The sequence below is a fragment of the Cupriavidus sp. UME77 genome, assembly GCF_014170355.1.
In the GTDB taxonomy this organism is placed as follows: domain Bacteria; phylum Pseudomonadota; class Gammaproteobacteria; order Burkholderiales; family Burkholderiaceae; genus Cupriavidus; species Cupriavidus basilensis.
Window position 1 is genome coordinate 225,869 of sequence record NZ_LZZU01000043.1, and the last position, 17,015, is coordinate 242,883.

Below are 17,015 nucleotides of genomic sequence, written 5' to 3' on the forward strand. Positions count from 1 at the left end.
GAAGGGAAATTGAAGGGAATCGAAAGGAAAACGTAAGGAAAACACGAGGATCAACCTGATGCGGACGCGTGCCGGCAGACCCGAGAGCCGCTTGCATCACCTTACCGGCACGCCGGATATGCGCTGTCGCACTCCCCTCGCCCCCCCGAGGGGCGAGGGACAGACAGCCGTCGTCACGGCGCGCGGTTTTGGCCTGTTCAGTGGGCTTTTTGCTGGCGCCGGTGACATGCGGGCCAGCGACTCAGTCGGCGCCCTGCTTCGACATCGCGCGGGACTCGCCCGCCAGCGCCTGCTCGCCGGCGGCGCCGGCCGTGCTCAGGGCTTCCTCGCACGCTGTGCCCATGCTGGTATCGGGCGCCTGGGGCGCGAACTCCGGCTCCGGGGCCGGCCCGGGCGCGACCGGCAGGATATGGGCGGCGCGCCAGTTGCCAAAGCGGTAATACGCCACGGCCAGCGTGACCGAGACCACCGAGCCCAGCGGAAAGCTCCACCAGATCGCGTCGGCGCCGACGGTGCGCTCGAGCACCCAGGCAAATGGCAGGCGCACCACCCACATCGACAGGAACAGGATCACCAGGGGTGCCATCACCGCGCCGGTGGCGCGCACCGTGCCGAACAGCACGATGGTGAAGCCGAACAGGATGAAGGACCACAGCACGATGGCATTGATATGCTGCGCAATACCGATGGCCGTGCCGTCATCGGGCAGGAACAAGCCCAGCGAGTGACGGTTGAACAGGTAGATCAGGGCAACCAGCGTACCAGTCATCAGCAGGTTGAACAGCAGCCCTACACGTGTGATGCGCGTCACGCGGTCCCACAGCCCGGCGCCAACATTCTGCGCCACCATCGACGACACGCTGGCGCCAACCGCCAGCGCGGGCATCTGCACGTAGGTCCACAACTGCGAAGCCACGCCATAGGCGGCGGTGGTCTGCGAGCCGTAGCGATTGACCAGCGACATCATCACGATCGCCGACGACGAGATCACCACCATCTGCAGCCCCATCGGCAAGCCCTTGGCCACCAGCGCGCGCAGGATCGCGGTATCGGGCCTCAGGTAGGCGAGCTGGTGGCGCCGCAACGCGAGGAAGTGGTGGCGGCGGTAGAGCACGATCAGCATCGCGGCCAGGCTCGCCAACTGCGCGATCAGCGTGGACAGCGCCGAGCCTGCGATGCCGAGCTCCGGGAACGGGCCGATGCCAAAGATCAGCAGCGGATTGAGCACCACGTCCAGCCCCACCGACAACAGCATGAAATAGAACGGCGTGCGCGAGTCTCCCGCGCCGCGCAGCGTCATCATCACGAAGTTGTAGAAATACATGAAAGGCAGCGCCAGGAAAATGATGCGCAGGTAGCTGATGGCAAGCGCCCTGGCATCGGCCGGCGTGCCCATCGCGGCAAGGATGTCGGGCGTGAAGGCGTAGCCCAGCGCCGCTGCCAGCACCGACAGCAGGATGAAGAAGGTAGTGCTGGTGCCCACCACGCGGCGCGCCTCGACCAGGTCGCGCGCGCCCACGGCTTGCCCGATCATGATGGTGTTGGCCATGCTGATGCCGAACACCACGCCGAGCAGGAAGAACAGGATGATGTTGGCATTTGAGGTGGCCGTCAGCGCCGCCTCGCCGAGGAAATGCCCCACCCATACGGAATTGATCGAGGCGTTGAGTGACTGCAGGATATTGCTGCCCAGCACCGGCAGCGAAAACAGCAGCAACGTGCGGCCGATCGGCCCCGTGGTCAGCTGGGCTTTGGATTTTGTTGGCATGTTCGGGGGTGGTCTCGTGTTTTTATCGTGCTTTTATCGTGTTCTTGTTGCGCCTGGGATCGTCGGAAACCGCGGGGCAATGCCATGCGCGATGCTCACGTTCGCCACTATGTCACACCTTGCTGACAGCCCTTGTCGGTAGTCGTCTGTCAGACAGAAAGCCAATTGTAAGCAGTTGTTTGGATCAGGGCACGGGCTCTTCGCGCGAGGAGTCAAACATTGGCGAAACGCAATACGCAAGTGGCACTTGGTGTCTCGCAGAGCGGCCATGGCGGTTTCCCCGCCATGGCGTCCAAGCGCCGTTTTCATCCATGAACCGTGAGGTCCGATATGACGAAGAACAAGCCGATTCGCTTTTTGCAAGCTTCCACCGCCCTGGCTGCTGGCCTGCTATGTGCGGCCGCCTTTGCCCAGACGCCCGCCGTTCCTGCCGATAGCGGCAACGCCGCGGTGCCGGCCGGCATGACACAGATCGAGCCGCCGAAGGATCCGCTGGTCCAGCGCCGCGATGCCAACAAGCAGGCCTCGGACGAATACAAGGCCAAGAAAAAAGCCGCCAAGACTGAGTACAAGCAGGATGTGAAGTCCGCCAAGCAGCAAAAGAGCGCCGAGAAGAAGGCCAACAACGACACCATGAAACAGGAGATGTCGGCCGCGCCCGCCGACGCGCAGAAGAACTAGGCGCATACGCCCGCCCCCTGCGCCTGACGCCTTACCCATTGCCCCGTACGGGCAACCACGGTAAAACGCCCCGCCTCCCCCAAGGAGGCGGGGCGTTTTACCGTGGTGATCGCTTGAACCGCGACGCCGTTGGGTGAGCCATGGAGCGCAATTTCCGGGTCCGTGGCGTCTCCGGGTAGAATCGCGCGTTAGGTGCAAACTAGATCACATTATGGAAAGATCCGTGGATAGCAATGGCAACGCATTGACCGGTGTTCAGCTGGAACAGTTACTGGATCGCCTCGAAGCCGATCTCGAGGAAGGCAACTCAAGCGAAGCCGCCGATTTGCTGGCCAGATTGCGCGCCAAGCCTTTGCGGGCCGATTCCCTTGAGTCTATCGACCGGCTGCATACGCTATGGATGCGCGCGGGGGATCCGGCGGCGGCGCTGGCGGTGGTCAACGCAGACGGCGCCGGCACGCTGGAAGCCACGCCGCGCGAAGCCCAGGCCGAGCTGCGCATGCACCTGGCGCTCTATCGCCTCCAGATAGCCAACCACATCAACGAGGAAGAGAGCATCCTGCGTGCCCTCGCCGAGATGCGCGCCATCGTGGCAGGGATGCCGGAGCTGAATGCGGACCGATTTCGGCAGCTTCGCGTGTTCGATAGCCTGGAGCTGCGCAAACTGGGCATTGCGCTGGAGACGATTGACCTGCGCCATGCATTGAACGGGGCCATCGCGGAACGTGCGCCGTTCCGCGCATGGGACCTCGCCGACTATCAGCGGCGGCGCGCCTGGGCGCTGTCGCGCCATGACAGCAACGACGAGGCCCGCGCGGCGGCTGGCGCGGCCATCCTGGCGCTGCAGACGGCCGACGCGGAACAGGACGTCGACGAAAACGACTGGCTGCGCCTGGGCAGCGCCCTGATCGGCATCGCGCCCGAGCGCCTTGCCGACTTCCAGAAGGCCGCGAGGGCGCTGAGCGCGCAATGGTCCTTGCCGCAGCGCCGTGAGCTGGAAGTCCGGCTGTCCCGGCTCGCGGCGCGCGCCTTGTACGCGCAAGGCGATTTGCCCGGCGCGCTGGACGCCTGCTCCGCCGCGCGCCATAGCCTGTCGTCGAACGGCAGCGATGACTTCATCGAATACGAGCTGCCGTGGCTGATGGAAGCCCGGCGCATTGACGATGCCGGCCGCCGGGCGTTCCTGCACATCTATCAGGTCGAGGACGACATGTGGGACGGCGCCGCGCAGCTGGTTCACGCGCGGCTGGCCGATGCGGCCGACGACTCGGCCTGGTGGCCATTGTGCGCCATGCGGGCCTGCAACACGGAAGAGACGCTGGCAGCCTTCCTGTCAAAAGCGCAAGAGGGAGAACAGGATCTGCGGACCCTCTCCCCGACCCATGAAGCGCTCTTTGGCGCCGTGGGTGAGCAAGTGGACGCGCAGGCCTTGCAGGCGGTATTCGACGCAGCACGCGCGCTGGCCGAGCAGCGTTCGCCGGGCCATCCATGGATCGCAAGACTGGCGGCAGTCAACGACGGCGCGGCGGGCCGCATCGATGCCACTACGCAAGCGGCGCGGCTGTATGCGGCGGCGCAGGAAGGCGGCATGCACGACAACCGCACGGCCTATGCCCTGTTCGAGGCACGGGTGCAATCGCTTGGGGTGATCCAGACGCTGAAGCTGCCGGCCTTCTCGCTGCCAAGCGGGCTGTGGGCGTACAACTTCGGGGTCGCGCTTGGCGATTTGCTCACGGAACACCTGGACCGCGTCCCCGCCGAGTCGCGCAACGAAACCTACAGCGATTTCATCAAGCTGCAGATTGCCGCCTACGAACAAGGGCAGGCGTGCCTGGAGCGCTATTTCGAGAGCGGTGCCGGCCATCCGTACGATGCCTGCGCGCACCTCTACTCCATGCTGTGCAACAACCTGGCCATCATCTATCGGTACGACGAGCGGCGCTACGAGGATGCCGTCGAGCTGCACAGGCGCGGCATCGCCGCCAGCCCGTTTGCCGAACACTATGCCGGCCTGCTGAGCGTGCGGCTCGCAATGCAGGATTCCGAGGGGATCATCAGCGCCGCCGAGCAGCTCTGGCACTACGCCGCCGAATTTGGCTACAGCCGGCATGACCCCAACGACTACCTGAGCGAGGTGTCGCAGGCCCTGTACAAGCTCGATCGCGACCGCGAGATTCCTATCTGGCTGGAGCGCCTGGTGAAATGGGAGCGGGAAGAAGGCCAGGACGGCAGCAACCTGTCGAGCAAGGACTTGGGCGTGCGCCTGCAAATGGCCTTCAACCTGGCCCATAACTGCCCGGAAGAAGCCGCGGCCCTGTGGAGCCGCATCGCGCGCCACGTCGATGGTTGCTCGGAATCCTGGATGGTCAGCCTGGCGGCCGACACGCTCAGTGGGCTGCAGCGCCACGCCGAGGCCGCCGCGCTCTTCGAGCGTGCCATCGCACTCAATCCGCGCAGCAACGAATATGAGCTCGCCGATGTCAAGGCGATGGAGGAAAAAGTGGCGCTCTACCGCGCGCAAGCCAACCCCGCCGGCAAGAGCAAGAGCTGGTGGCAAGTCTGGAAATGAGTACCGCCAGGCGGACGACGGGCTACGCGCCGCGCAACGCCCTCAATGCCGGCGCCCTGAAGGCGGGCATCGCCGCGCGCAGCCAGGCGCGCGGCGACGATGCGGCGGTGCGCGCCTGGCTGCTCAACCACTTCTATCGCCATCTCGTCGCCAACTTCGAGCCGGCCGTCAAGATTGATTCGCTCGACGCTGCACGGCAGGCCCTGAGATCCGAGGCGATGCCGCAGTGGGTTGCGGCGCGCTTTGGCGCGCCGGCCAAGGCGAGCGGCGGTGAAGCAGCAACGCCACCGGCCCCGGTCGTCTGGGTGGATCCTGTCGAGCCGCGCCTGCTGGCGCTGGAAGCGCGGCTCGTCGAATTCCTGACCTCGCGCAAGGGCACCACTCTCGACGGCAAGCTGGACCGCATCACCTGCCCGCAAGCGCTGGCGCTGTGGGACAAGGAACATGCCGAGATGGCCACGCGCATCGAGCGCGGCTGGCGCCAGAGCCAGCCCGAAGCGCTGCGCACCTTGCTGCCGACGTCGCATGGCGTGTTCGTGGAGTTGCTGCCCGACAGCGTGCTGCTGCGCGCGGAAATGGCCTTTGAGAGCTATGTCATGCGGCATTGCCTGGGGCAGTTTTCCGACCGGCGCGCGCTGTCGGGCGGCTACGGCGAGCGCTATGCCGAAGCGGTGGCGCAGCAGCGCCTGCGCCTGCTGAGTTTCCGCGATGCCAGCGGGCAGCCGCATATCACCATCAGCGTGCATGTGCTGGCCAACGGCGCGCTCACCGTCGACCAGGTCAAGGGCAAGCAGAACAGGCCGCCCATCGCGCGCTACGTGGAAGATGTGCTGGCCTGCCTGAACGCCCTGGGTACCGACGAGGAAACCCCCGACGATTGCATCGCCATCGGCGTGGTACGCACGCCAGCCGGCTGGGCGCGCATTGAAGACGTGGCCGACGCCACGACGCAGACCCGCTTGGTCGCCCGCTACCCACAGCTCTTTGTCAGGCTCAGCGCGCCGACGCCAATGGTGGAGTGGCTGGTCGCCGCGCGCCAGCCTGGCTTGCTGGCGGAGCGTTCGCCAATGGCGGCATCGGTCCGGTATGCCACTCGGAAAACGCCAGGCCCGGGTGACGCCGAGGCGGTTGTCGCCACCGAAGGGGTGCCATGGCCAGACATCTCGCTGTCGCACGCGGCTCAGATCCAGGCTTCGCCTTCGCGAGGTGTCACGCAGCGCCAGGTCGGATGAATGGAATGAGTGTCTTCTACCTGCTCCTCGGGGCCTTCGTGCTATGGCGGGTCTACCGCTTCCTGCGCCCCAAGCGTCCCGCTGTGTTCACGCCGCGCAAACAATGGGCATTGACGTTGGCGCAGCCCATGGTCGATGCCACCAGCATGACGGGGTTTTTCAACCCCGCCTCGGACCACATGACCGACGCGGAGCGCGCGTTGTTCCGCGTGCAGTTGCTGCATCAGATGGAGTTCCGCGCCAATGCCACGGATGACGAAGTGCGCCAGCACCTCGCCCAGGTGTTCGAATCCCGGTGGTTTCGCGCCGACCTGCATGCGCTGCTGCCGACCGACGATCCGCGCGCCGCGCTGGCCTTCGCCTGCGTCCGGATGGCCTTTTTTGCACGCACCGTCATGCTGATGGGCTGGGTCGAGCCGATGGCCGCCTGGCGCGTGCTCCTGCTCAACGCGCAGCGTGCGCAGGACTGCTTTGCCAGCTGGGAAGACTTCGGCCATGCCTTTATCGCCGGCCGCCAGCAATGGCTTGCCGCATTCCGCGCCGACCCGCTGGGCAAGGCCTTCGATGCAGCCAGCTTGCGCCAGCTGCTGGCACCGCCCAAGGGCCCCTGGGCGGCGCTGGCATGGCCGGACCTGCCGGCGTTCAGCCCCGAGCCGCGCTGAGTCAGCGCCTGGACGCCGCCCGGTAGGCGGCGATGCGCGCCTTGAGTCCCGGCCGGGCGGCGGAGCGCACCAGCTCGGCCAGCTGCGCCGCGCGCGCCGCTTCGGCCATGGCGTGGCCGCCCTGCGTGGCGGCCTGGATAGCGGCATGGGTTGGCGCATCCAGCCGGCGTGCACGCTGCGCCAGCGTGGCAAGCGCAGCGGCGCGCGCCTGCGGCGCCACCAAATTGCCGGCCATGTCGCAGGCCAGCGCTTCCTCGGCCTGGACCGCCCGTCCGCTCGCGATCCAGTCCCGCGCCGTCGCCACGCCCACCAGCTGCGCCAGCCGCGCGCTGCCCAGCACCAGGCCGAAGGCCGCGCCGGGGAAAGCCAGCGTGCTGCCCGGCGCGATCCAATGCTGCTCGCAAGCCACCATCAGGTCGGCGCCCGCGCCCATGGCGCGGCCCTGGACCAGCGCTACGGTGGTAAAGGGCGCGCCGTGCACGCTTTGCAGCAGCAGCTCGACGCGCACGAAACGCGCCAGCAGCGAATCGTCGCTCTCGCCATCCAGCTCACCCAGGTCGAACCCCGTGCAGAAATGCGCGCCGGCGCCGTCAATGGCAAGCAGGCGGGTGCCATCGTGGTAGCACGCCAGCACCGCCGCCGCGAGCGCCTCCACCAGCCCGGCCGACAGCGCATTGCCGCGCTCGGGCCGGTTCAGCGTCAATCGGGTGACGTCGCCTTGCTTGTCAACCAGCAGACCGGCTTGTTCCACGTTCACCCCTGCGCCGGTGGTGCCACTGGCGCCCACAGGTTGGGCACCAGCGCGTTGGAGTAGCCGGATACAAACGGCTTGGTGGCGCCGCTGGCGGCGTCATACACGTGGCGCTGTATGCGGCCGATATTGCCGCCATAGAGATGCACGCTGATCGACACCCGGTCGTCATGCGCATTGCGCACGCGGTGCACATCGCCCAGCGTGGGCGAGACCGCGGCCACCTGGCCGGCGCTCAGCACCACGCCATCGCCATCCTCCACCAGCCGGCCGCCTTCCACGCGGTAGTGCTGGTCCACCTCGGCGCCGCGCAGCATGCCGATCAGGCCCCACACCGTGTGGTCGTGCACGGGCGTTTGCTGGCCCGGCCCCCAGACGAAGCTGACCAGCGAAAAACGATCGAGCGGATCGCCATAGAGCAGATGCTGCTGGTAGTAGACCGGATGCGGGCGCGCCATGGCCTCAGGCAGCCAGTCGTCGTGCGCCACCAGTTCGCTCAGCGCGGCGCTGGCTTGCGCGAGGATGTCCGGCTCGCTGCTGCCCTCAAGTTCCGCCTGCGTGACCACGCGGCTGATGGTGGCAACGAACGCGCGCAGCCGATCGATGTTGCCGGTCTTGTCGCTCATGATGGTTCCTCTATCTGTCTTTGACTTTACGTAGGGCCTTGTTCCGTGGCTGCCCTGCCCGCCGGGTAGCGGGCGCGCACGGCGGCGTTGTGCTCGCCCAGCGCCGGCGGGTCGCGGCGGATCGGCAAGCCCAGCCCGTCGAAACGCAGCGGCGAGGCGAAGGTGCGGGTCTGGTGGCCGCCAGGCAGCGTCAGCGGGCGCACCCAATCCATATGCGCCACCTGCGGATCGTCCAGCGCGGCGGCATAGTCGTTGATGCGCGCATGCGGCACGCCGGCGGCATTGAAGGCGGCAATCCAGTGCGCCACGCCAGCGGTGGCAAAGCGCTCTTCCAGCAGGATCTTCAGCGCGGCCTGGTTGGCCGCACGGTCGCGCGTGGTGGCAAAGCGCGCGTCCTGCGCCAGCGCGGGCAGTGCCACCACGCGCACCACTTCGAGCCACAGCTTCTGGTTGCCCGCGGCGATGGCAAAGTAGCCATCGGCGGCCTGGAATGCCTGGTAGGGCGCATTGCGCGGATGCGCGGAGCCCAGCTTGGCCGGGCTCCTGCCGGTGCCGAAGTACTCGCTGGTCTGTAGTGCGGCAATGCCAAGCGTGCAGCCGTACATCGGCACATCGATATGCGCGCCCGCGCCGCCGGCCCGCACCCGGGTGAGCGCGCTGGCAATGGCAAAGGCGCCGTACAGCCCCGAAGCAAAGTCCGCCAGCGGCACGCCGCATTTCACCGGCGCGCCATCGGGCTCACCGGTCACGCTCATCACGCCGGCGGCAGCCTGGATGGTGAGGTCGAACCCGCCCTCGCCTGCGCGCGGGCCGCTCTGGCCGTAGGCGGACACCGAGCAATACACCAGCCCTGGCTTTTGCTCGCGAAAGCTGGCGTAGCCCAGCCCGAGCCGGTCCATCACGCCGGGACGGTTGTTCTCGATCACCACGTCGGCATCCAGGATCAGTGCACGCGCCAGCGCCACGTCGGCGGCATCCTTCAGGTTCAGCGCCACCGACTCCTTGTTGCGGTTGAGCGAGGCGAAATTCTCGGAGAAGCCATCGGACAGCGGCGGCCACTGCCGCAAGGTGTCGCCCTCGGGCGCTTCCACCTTGATCACCTCGGCGCCCATATCGGCCAGCAACATGGCGCAAAAGGGCCCGGCGGCAACGGTACAGAATTCCACGACCCGCACGCCTTGCAGCGGCAGGTCCTGTTGGTCGAGATCACGCATGGGAAGCATCCACAGGGAAGGAGAGAGAGGCGGCGCAGTGAATCAGCCGACCTCTTCGGCAGGCTGCCTGCCGCGTTGCGACGATTATAGGGAGTTGCAAAATACGATACTATCGTTCCACATTTGAGAACAGGGTCGCGCCATCCGCATTCAGACATCGCTTCAATGAACAACACCTTGATCAAGGGCCTCGGCGTGATCGAGTTGCTGGCGCACAGCGACCGGCCGCTGGGCCTCACCGAGATCGCCACCCACCTGGGCCTGGCCAAGAGCAATGTGCATCGGCTGCTGCAAGCGCTGACCGAGCTCAACTATGTGATTCGCGACGCCTCCGGCACCGGCTACAGCGCGTCCATCAAGCTCTGGGAGCTGGGCTCGGCGGTGCTCTCGCGACTGGACCTGCGCCGCCATGCCCAAGCGTGGATGGACAAGCTGATGCACGCCAGCGGCGAGAGCGTGCACCTGTCCGTGCTGGACCGCGCCGAGGTGGTCTACGTGCACAAGATCGACAGCCCCAACCCCGTGCGCGCCTATACCCAGATCGGCGGGCGGGCGCTGGCGCACTGCGTGGCCACCGGCAAGGCGATGCTGGCCTTCCAGCCGGACACCGCGTTGCAGCGCATGTTCACCACGCTGGTGCCGTCCACACCTAACAGCATCGTCGAGCCTGAGCGTTTCCTGCGGGAGATGGCCAAGGTGCGCAAAGAGGGCTATGCGGTCAACCGCGGCGAGTGGCGCGAGACCGTCTACGGCGTGGCCGCGCCGATCTGCGACGGCAACGGGCACGTCATCGCCGCCATCGGGCTGTCGGGGCCCGCCGAGCGGTTCAAGCCGCACAAGATCAAGGGCTTTGCCGCGCTGGTGCTGAACGCGGCCACGGCGATCTCCGATGACCTGGGCGGCGGCAACCGGCACAACGCACTAGCGCTGGCTACGCGCAGCATGGTGGCAATGCGGCGCGGCTGAGCCCCGGGGCATCAGCCATTCTTCCTGGCCCGTGAGTGGGCACGGACGGTGGCCTGTGCAGCACTTTCCCCGCCCCATCGGAAACGCCGGCGCCTGCCGATGCACAAAACCGGCCGACGCGTTAAGCTTGCGGTTTGGCCGCCGCGCCCACGCGCGGCACCCCCACCGCGGCGGCACCGGCTGCGCTTGTCGCACGCAACCTTCTTCAGGAGAAAGGCATGTACCAGGATCTCGCCCTCTACATCGACGGGGAATTCGTCAAGGGAGGGGACCGACGCGAGCAAGACGTCATCAACCCCGCCACCCAGGAATTGCTGGGCAAGCTGCCGCATGCCAACCGCGGCGATCTGGACCGCGCCCTGGCCGCCGCGCAGCGCGCCTTTGAGAGCTGGAAGAAGACCTCGCCGCTGGAGCGCTCCAAGATCCTGCGCCGCGTGGCTGAGCTGACCCGCGAGCGCGCCAAGGACATCGGCCGCAACATCACGCTGGACCAGGGCAAGCCGCTGGCCGAGGCCATCGGCGAAGTCATGATCTGCGCCGAGCACGCCGAATGGCACGCCGAGGAATGCCGGCGCATCTACGGCCGCGTGATCCCGCCGCGCCAGCCCAACGTGCGCCAGATCGTGGTGCGCGAGCCGATCGGCGTGTGCGCTGCCTTTACGCCGTGGAACTTCCCCTTCAACCAGGCGATCCGCAAGATGGTCTCGGCCATCGGCGCCGGCTGCACGCTGATCCTCAAGGGCCCGGAAGACTCGCCCAGCGCGGTGGTCGCGCTGGCCCAGCTGTTCCACGATGCAGGCCTGCCCCCGGGCGTGCTGAACATCGTCTGGGGCGTGCCGGGCGAGATCTCCACCTACCTGATCGAATCGCCGATCGTGCGCAAGATCTCCTTCACCGGTTCGGTGCCGGTGGGCAAGCAGCTGGCCGCGCTGGCCGGCGCCCATATGAAGCGCGTGACCATGGAGCTGGGCGGGCACTCGCCGGTGCTGGTGTTTGACGACGCCGACATCGAGCCGGCAGCGGAAATGCTGGCGCGCTTCAAGCTGCGCAACGCCGGCCAGGTGTGCGTGTCGCCCACGCGCTTCTACGTGCAGGAAAAAGCCTACGACAAGTTCCTGGCGCGCTTTACTGAAGTGATCGGCTCGATCAAGGTTGGCGACGGCCTGGACGACGGCACCCAGATGGGTCCGCTGGCGCATGAGCGCCGCATCGCCTCGATGGAGCAGTTCCTGGACGACGCCAATCATCGCGGCGGCAAGGTGGTGGCGGGCGGCAAGCGCATCGGCGACAAGGGCTTCTTCTTTGCCCCGACCGTGGTCACCGACCTGCCCGACGACGCCAAGCTGATGGTCGACGAGCCCTTCGGCCCGGTAGCGCCGGTGACGCGCTTCAAGGACGTGGAAGAAGTGCTGCGCCGCGCCAACAGCCTGCCCTTCGGCCTGGCCTCCTACGTGTTCACCAACTCGCTGAAGACCGCGACGCTGGTGTCCAACGGCCTGGAAGCCGGCATGGTCAACATCAACCACTTCGGCATGGCGCTGGCCGAGACGCCGTTTGGCGGCATCAAGGATTCCGGCATCGGCAGCGAAGGCGGCCAGGAAACCTTCGATGGCTACCTGGTGACCAAGTTCATCACGCAGGTCTGATGTACCGTCCTGGCCGGGCAACCGCCCGGCCAGGAAAAATTGGTTGGCGACGGCTAGCGAGCGCGCAAACCAGGCTTATTTCCCCCGGGCCTTGTGGTAATCCTCGGCAAAGTCCTTCCACTGCGCCTGCGCCATCTCGCAGCCATGCCGCGCCAGGCGCAGCACTGGCGCGCGCCAGCGCGTACCGGCAGCGAATTCCTGCAACGCCTCGATCCGGTCGGCGGCTTCATGTCCGCAGCCGCGCAGGTGCGCCCAGGCCGCCGAGCGCGCCATCGTGAGAAGCACCTCATTCAGGCTGGCGCGATCGGTGTGAGGCCCAAGGTTCACGCGGTCGGCCGTTGGCTGCAGGCTCTTGACGATATAGGACGGGCTGCCTGACCCGGAACCCATCGTCACCGCCGAGAGCAGCGCAGGCGAAGCCGCCTGCATGGCGTGCTGGATATGCACCACGCGCGACGCGTCGCTGCCCCACGCGGGTTGCGCGCCATACGGCAAGCCTTGCCACGCGCTGGGCGCGGCGCGCTTGATGTCGATAAGCCGCTGGGCGGTGGGCGTGCCGGGCGCATGCGCGAGCACCACATAGCGCTCCAGCCCCAGGCTGCCCACGCCCGCCACCCGCCGCGCGGCGTCGTCGGCCACGAACTGGCCGTGATGGGCCTGCCGCGCGAACTCGCGCAGGATGGCGCCAGCGCGCTTGCGCTCCCCCTTGAGCGGGGCCAGCGCATGGACGTTGTCGATCAGCAGGCGCCGCCTCCCGCCACGCCGCACGGTGCGCGCCGCCAGGACCTCGCCGCGGCGGCGGCGTTTGACGCGGCGCAGCAGCGTCGCCACCAGCCCGGTGGCGGTGGCGCGCTCCACCCAGCGCGGCTTGCCGCTGGCCAGCACCGCCGCGTAGGTATCGAGCATGCGCTCGGCGCCCGCGCGCGCGTCGGCAGCCGACAGGCCAAGCTGCGGCGCCGCGATCATCAGGCTGGACAGCAGGCGCACAAGGTCCACCGTCAGCGGTGCGACCATCGCGTCGTCGAAGTCGTTCAGATCGAAATAAACCAGGCCGTTGTCGCCCTTGAAGCTGCCCAGGTTCTCCAGATGGAGATCGCCGCAGACATAGGTGGTGGGTGCTTCCATCAGCGCGGCCTCGGTGCCCACCGAGGCGGCGTAGAGATGGTTGGTGCCGCGCAGGAAAGCGAACGGATCGGCGGCGATGGCGGCGAGCTTGCGGGTCAGCCGCTCGGGATCGCGGCCATGGTTATAGATCAGGATGGCTTCCGTAGCTGGGTGCATGGTTTCCTCGTAATGGCGGGCAACCGGGCAAGTGTACCCGGATGGCCCGCACGGAACATGCACCGCACGCTCAGCGGAAGAAAACCCCACGCAAGAGGAACGTGTAGTCCGCCTCGGCCGCCATGAGGCCCACCAGCACCAGCAGGCAGAGCGGCGGCAGCAGGATGGCGCAGATCAGCGCCAGCCGCTCCCAGGCCATGTGCATGAACACGGCCACGATCAATCCGGCCTTCATCACCATGAAAAGCAGGATCAGGGTCCAGCGCAGATAGCCCTCGAAATGGAAGTAGTCCACCAGGTACGACAGCGTGGACAGCACGAACAGCAGTGCCCAGATCTTCAGGTACAGGCCAATGGGGTGTTGCTGCCCATGTTGCTGCCCATGCGGTTGCCCGTGCGGTTGCCCGTGCGGCAAATCGCCGTGCGAGCCGGCAACGGCGGGGGCCTGCGCGGGCAATTCGGGAGACGGGGTCGACGCAGCCATGAGGGGCCTCACCAGAGATAGAACAGCGCGAAGATAAACACCCACACCAGGTCCACGAAGTGCCAGTAGAGCCCGGCGATTTCCACGATCTGGTAGTTGCCCGTGCGCTCGTAGCGGCCCCGCAGCACCTTGGTGGCGACGATCAGCAGGTAGATCACGCCGCAGCTCACATGCAGGCCATGGAAGCCGGTGATCATGAAGAACGCGGAGCCGAACTGCGGCGCGCCCATCGGGTTGCCCCACGGGCGCACGCCCTCGGTCACGATCAGCTTGGTCCATTCAAAGGCCTGCATGCTGACGAAGGCCACGCCGAACAGCGCCGTGGCAAACATCAGCAACGCGCATTTCACGCGATCGCGCCGGTAGGCAAAGTTGACGGCCATCGCCATCGTCCCGCTGCTGCTGATCAGCACGAAGGTCATGATGGCGATCAGCAGCAACGGCACCTCGGTTGCGCCCACCTTGAGCCCGAACACGATGCTGGGGTTCGGCCAGGGCGCCGTGCTGGCGATCCTGACCGTCATGTACCCGGTCAGGAAGCAGCTGAAGATGAAGGTGTCGGACAGCAGGAAGATCCACATCATCGCCTTGCCCCACGACACCTTGAAGGCCTGCTGGTCCGAGGACCAGTCGGCCACCAGCCCGCGCAAGCCGGTCACCGCCGGTGCGGATGAAGTGGGTAGCGAAGACATGGGCACGTCTCCTTCGAGAGTCGGCCGGGCCGCCTAGCCGCGGCCGCAGATAAAGCGAACGAACTCCGGCGTGAGCCAGCCAAGCGCGGCCAGCAGCACCAGCCACACGGCCAGCAGGAAATGCCAGTAGCGCGCGCACAGGCGAATGCGCAGCGCGCTGCCCGGCCCGGCGCGCATGGCCATCGCCCAGCCAGCCAGGCCGCCCAGCACATGCAGGCCATGCATCGCGGTCAACAAGTAGAAGAAGCTGCCGGACGGGTTATTGGCAGGCACCACGTGAATGGCGAGCAGGGCCTGCCATGCCCACAACTGCGAAGCCACGAACGCCGCCGCCGCCAGTCCGCCGCAGCACAGCGCGCGGTGCGCCACCGTCACACGTCCGGCGCGGGCCGCGCGCGCGGCCACCAGCATCACCCCGCTACCCGCAGCCAGCAAGGCCGTGGACAGCCACACCTGCCACGGCAACGCCACCGCGTGCCAGTCCGGCGAATCCATGCGCATGGCGTACGCGGCGATAAACAAACCAAACAGCGAACTCACCACGCCCATGAACACCCACAGCCCGATGCTGGCCGGCGCGGGCCCCGCGCGCTGCCTGCCCACATCGCCGGGGCCGGGGCCCGGGCGCCGCTCGCCGTCGGCACCGGTGCGATAGACCAGGTTCGCGTTCATGCCACCGCTCCATGGCTGGTGTGCGGCTCGGGCTCGGCGCCCCCGGCCTCCGGTGGCGCGTTCTGCGCAATGAAATCCTCGCTCGCGCCCGGCACGCTATAGGCATAGGCCCAGCGATGCACTACCGGCTGCTCCGCGCCCCAGTTGCCGTGCACGGGCGGCGTGTCCGGCGTTTGCCACTCCAGCGAGGCCGCGCGCCAGGGATTGGACCCCGCCGGCCTGCCGTGCCTGACGCTCCAGGCCAGGTTGAAGATGAACAGCAACTGCGCCGCCGCCACGATAAACGCCGCCACGGAGATATAGGCGTTCATGGTGTGCGCCGACTCGGGGATGAAGGCGTAGTTGTCGTAGGCGTAGTAGCGCCGCGGCATGCCGAGGATCCCCAGGTAGTGCATCGGGAAGAAGATGGCATAGGTGCCGACGAACGTCACCCAGAAATGGATGTGCCCCAGCTTGTCGTTGAGCATGCGGCCGGTGACCTTGGGGTACCAGTGATAGATCCCGCCAAACACCACCAGGATCGGCGAAACGCCCATCACCATATGGAAGTGCGCGACCACGAAATACGTGTTCGACAGCGGAATGTCCACGCTGACATTGCCCAGGAACAGCCCGGTCAGCCCGCCGATCACGAAGGTGCTGATAAAGGCGATGGCAAACAGCATCGGCACCGAGAAATGGATGTCGCCCCGCCACAACGTGATGACCCAGTTATAGACCTTGATGGCGGTGGGAATGGCGATGATCAGCGTGGTGGTGGCAAAGAAGAAGCCGAAGTACGGGTTCATCCCGCTCACGAACATATGGTGCGCCCACACCACCACCGACAGCACGCCGATGGCCAGGATGGCCCACACCATGGTGCGATAGCCGAAGATGCTCTTGCGCGAATGCACGCTGACCAGGTCGGAGACGATGCCGAACGCCGGCAACGCGACGATGTACACCTCCGGATGGCCGAAGAACCAGAACAGGTGCTGGAACAGCAGCGGGCTGCCGCCCTTGTAGTTCAGCTGCTGGCCCAGCGAAACGATCGCCGGCATGAAGAAGCTCGTGCCCAGCGTGCGGTCCAGCAGCATCATCACGCCTGACACGAACAGCGCCGGAAAGGCCAGCAACGCCAGGATGGTGGCCATGAAGATGCCCCACACGGACAGCGGCATGCGCATCAGCGTCATGCCCTCGGTACGCGCCTGCAGCACGGTGGTCACGTAGTTGAGCCCGCCCATGGTGGCGGCCACGATGAAGATCACCAGCGACACCAGCATCAGGATGATGCCCCACTCATAGCCGGGCGTGCCCGGCAGGATGGCCTGCGGCGGATACAGCGTCCAGCCGGCGCCGGTGGGCCCGCCCGGCACGAAGAAGCTCGACAGCAGCACCAGCACCGAGAGGAAGTAGACCCAGAAGCTCAGCATGTTGAGGTACGGGAACACCATGTCGCGCGCCCCCACCATCAGCGGGATCAGGAAATTGCCGAAGCCGCCGAGAAAGAGCGCCGTGAGCAGGTAGATCACCATGATCATCCCGTGCATGGTCACGAACTGGTAGTAGCGGTTGGCATTGATAAACGTGAAATGCCCGGGAAAGCCCAGTTGCAGGCGCATCAGGTTGGAGAGCACCACGCCCACCAGCCCCACGAAGATGGCAACCAGCGTGTACTGCACCGCGATCACCTTGTGATCCTGGCTCCAGATGTAGCGGGTAAAGAAGCTCTGCGGTCCGTCGTGGGCGGCCTCGTCGGCGTATGCCATTGCACTCCCTCCTGTAG

Annotated in this window: 15 protein-coding genes; 6 read left to right on the forward strand and 9 right to left on the reverse strand. The window is 66.6% G+C overall.

Features of this window, described 5'->3' with window-relative positions; all coding sequences use genetic code 11:
- Positions 1 to 241 precede the first annotated feature (241 nt).
- Positions 242 to 1,768: an MATE family efflux transporter gene (locus A9975_RS16225; RefSeq protein WP_183033730.1), complete on the reverse strand. Its 1,527-nt coding sequence runs from the start codon at positions 1,766 to 1,768 to the stop codon at positions 242 to 244.
- A gap of 330 nt (positions 1,769 to 2,098) precedes the next feature.
- On the opposite strand from A9975_RS16225, the gene A9975_RS16230 reads away from it, so the two are divergent.
- The 4 genes from A9975_RS16230 to A9975_RS16245 all read left to right on the forward strand — a co-directional run bounded on the left by A9975_RS16230 (position 2,099) and on the right by A9975_RS16245 (position 6,912).
- Positions 2,099 to 2,449, forward strand: a complete 351-nt coding sequence (locus tag A9975_RS16230; RefSeq protein ID WP_183033731.1) for a hypothetical protein — start codon at positions 2,099 to 2,101, stop codon at positions 2,447 to 2,449.
- A gap of 133 nt (positions 2,450 to 2,582) precedes the next feature.
- A complete protein-coding gene (locus A9975_RS16235; protein ID WP_220810782.1) occupies positions 2,583 to 5,018 on the forward strand; it encodes a hypothetical protein in 2,436 nt (811 codons plus the stop codon).
- Positions 5,015 to 6,250 (forward strand): hypothetical protein, encoded by a 1,236-nt coding sequence (locus A9975_RS16240; RefSeq protein WP_183033732.1) that lies wholly within the window; start codon positions 5,015 to 5,017, stop codon positions 6,248 to 6,250. Before A9975_RS16235 ends, A9975_RS16240 begins: the two co-directional genes overlap by 4 nt.
- A gap of 5 nt (positions 6,251 to 6,255) precedes the next feature.
- Positions 6,256 to 6,912, forward strand: coding sequence for a DUF1266 domain-containing protein (locus A9975_RS16245; RefSeq protein WP_183033733.1), 657 nt, complete (start codon positions 6,256 to 6,258; stop codon positions 6,910 to 6,912).
- 1 nt (position 6,913) lies between these two features.
- On the opposite strand, the gene A9975_RS16250 is transcribed toward A9975_RS16245, so the two are convergent.
- From A9975_RS16250 to A9975_RS16260, 3 genes are read right to left on the reverse strand one after another with little or no spacing between them, the layout of a single operon-like run.
- Positions 6,914 to 7,663, reverse strand: coding sequence for an enoyl-CoA hydratase/isomerase family protein (locus tag A9975_RS16250; RefSeq protein WP_370564764.1), 750 nt, complete (start codon positions 7,661 to 7,663; stop codon positions 6,914 to 6,916).
- Between the two features lie 2 nt (positions 7,664 to 7,665).
- Positions 7,666 to 8,289, reverse strand: a complete 624-nt coding sequence (locus A9975_RS16255; protein ID WP_183033735.1) for a cysteine dioxygenase — start codon at positions 8,287 to 8,289, stop codon at positions 7,666 to 7,668.
- Positions 8,290 to 8,315: 26 nt separating this feature from the next.
- Entirely contained in the window at positions 8,316 to 9,503 is a 1,188-nt protein-coding gene (locus A9975_RS16260) for a CaiB/BaiF CoA-transferase family protein (protein ID WP_183033736.1), read from the reverse strand.
- 165 nt (positions 9,504 to 9,668) lie between these two features.
- Between A9975_RS16260 and A9975_RS16265 the strand changes: the two genes are divergently transcribed.
- Both A9975_RS16265 and A9975_RS16270 read left to right on the forward strand, forming a co-directional pair.
- Positions 9,669 to 10,469: an IclR family transcriptional regulator gene (locus tag A9975_RS16265; protein WP_150987414.1), complete on the forward strand. Its 801-nt coding sequence runs from the start codon at positions 9,669 to 9,671 to the stop codon at positions 10,467 to 10,469.
- A 218-nt stretch (positions 10,470 to 10,687) separates the two neighbouring features.
- Complete coding sequence (locus tag A9975_RS16270) at positions 10,688 to 12,115, forward strand: NAD-dependent succinate-semialdehyde dehydrogenase (protein WP_174424238.1); 1,428 nt, start codon at positions 10,688 to 10,690, stop codon at positions 12,113 to 12,115.
- A gap of 75 nt (positions 12,116 to 12,190) precedes the next feature.
- Here A9975_RS16270 and A9975_RS16275 read toward each other — a convergent pair whose 3' ends face one another.
- The 5 genes from A9975_RS16275 to ctaD all read right to left on the reverse strand — a co-directional run bounded on the left by A9975_RS16275 (position 12,191) and on the right by ctaD (position 16,998).
- A complete protein-coding gene (locus tag A9975_RS16275) occupies positions 12,191 to 13,396 on the reverse strand; it encodes a DUF2252 family protein (RefSeq protein ID WP_183033737.1) in 1,206 nt (401 codons plus the stop codon).
- A gap of 70 nt (positions 13,397 to 13,466) precedes the next feature.
- Positions 13,467 to 13,880 (reverse strand): cytochrome C oxidase subunit IV family protein, encoded by a 414-nt coding sequence (locus tag A9975_RS16280; RefSeq protein ID WP_255503255.1) that lies wholly within the window; start codon positions 13,878 to 13,880, stop codon positions 13,467 to 13,469.
- Between the two features lie 8 nt (positions 13,881 to 13,888).
- Positions 13,889 to 14,572, reverse strand: a complete 684-nt coding sequence (locus A9975_RS16285; protein ID WP_183033738.1) for a heme-copper oxidase subunit III family protein — start codon at positions 14,570 to 14,572, stop codon at positions 13,889 to 13,891.
- Positions 14,573 to 14,605: 33 nt separating this feature from the next.
- On the reverse strand, positions 14,606 to 15,244 hold the full coding sequence (locus A9975_RS16290) for a bb3-type cytochrome oxidase subunit III (RefSeq protein WP_183033739.1): 639 nt from the start codon (positions 15,242 to 15,244) through the stop codon (positions 14,606 to 14,608).
- The gene (ctaD, locus tag A9975_RS16295) at positions 15,241 to 16,998 is read right to left on the reverse strand and encodes a cytochrome c oxidase subunit I (RefSeq protein WP_183033740.1); all 1,758 of its coding nucleotides are present in this window, start codon (positions 16,996 to 16,998) and stop codon (positions 15,241 to 15,243) included. Before ctaD ends, A9975_RS16290 begins: the two co-directional genes overlap by 4 nt.
- Positions 16,999 to 17,015 lie beyond the last annotated feature (17 nt).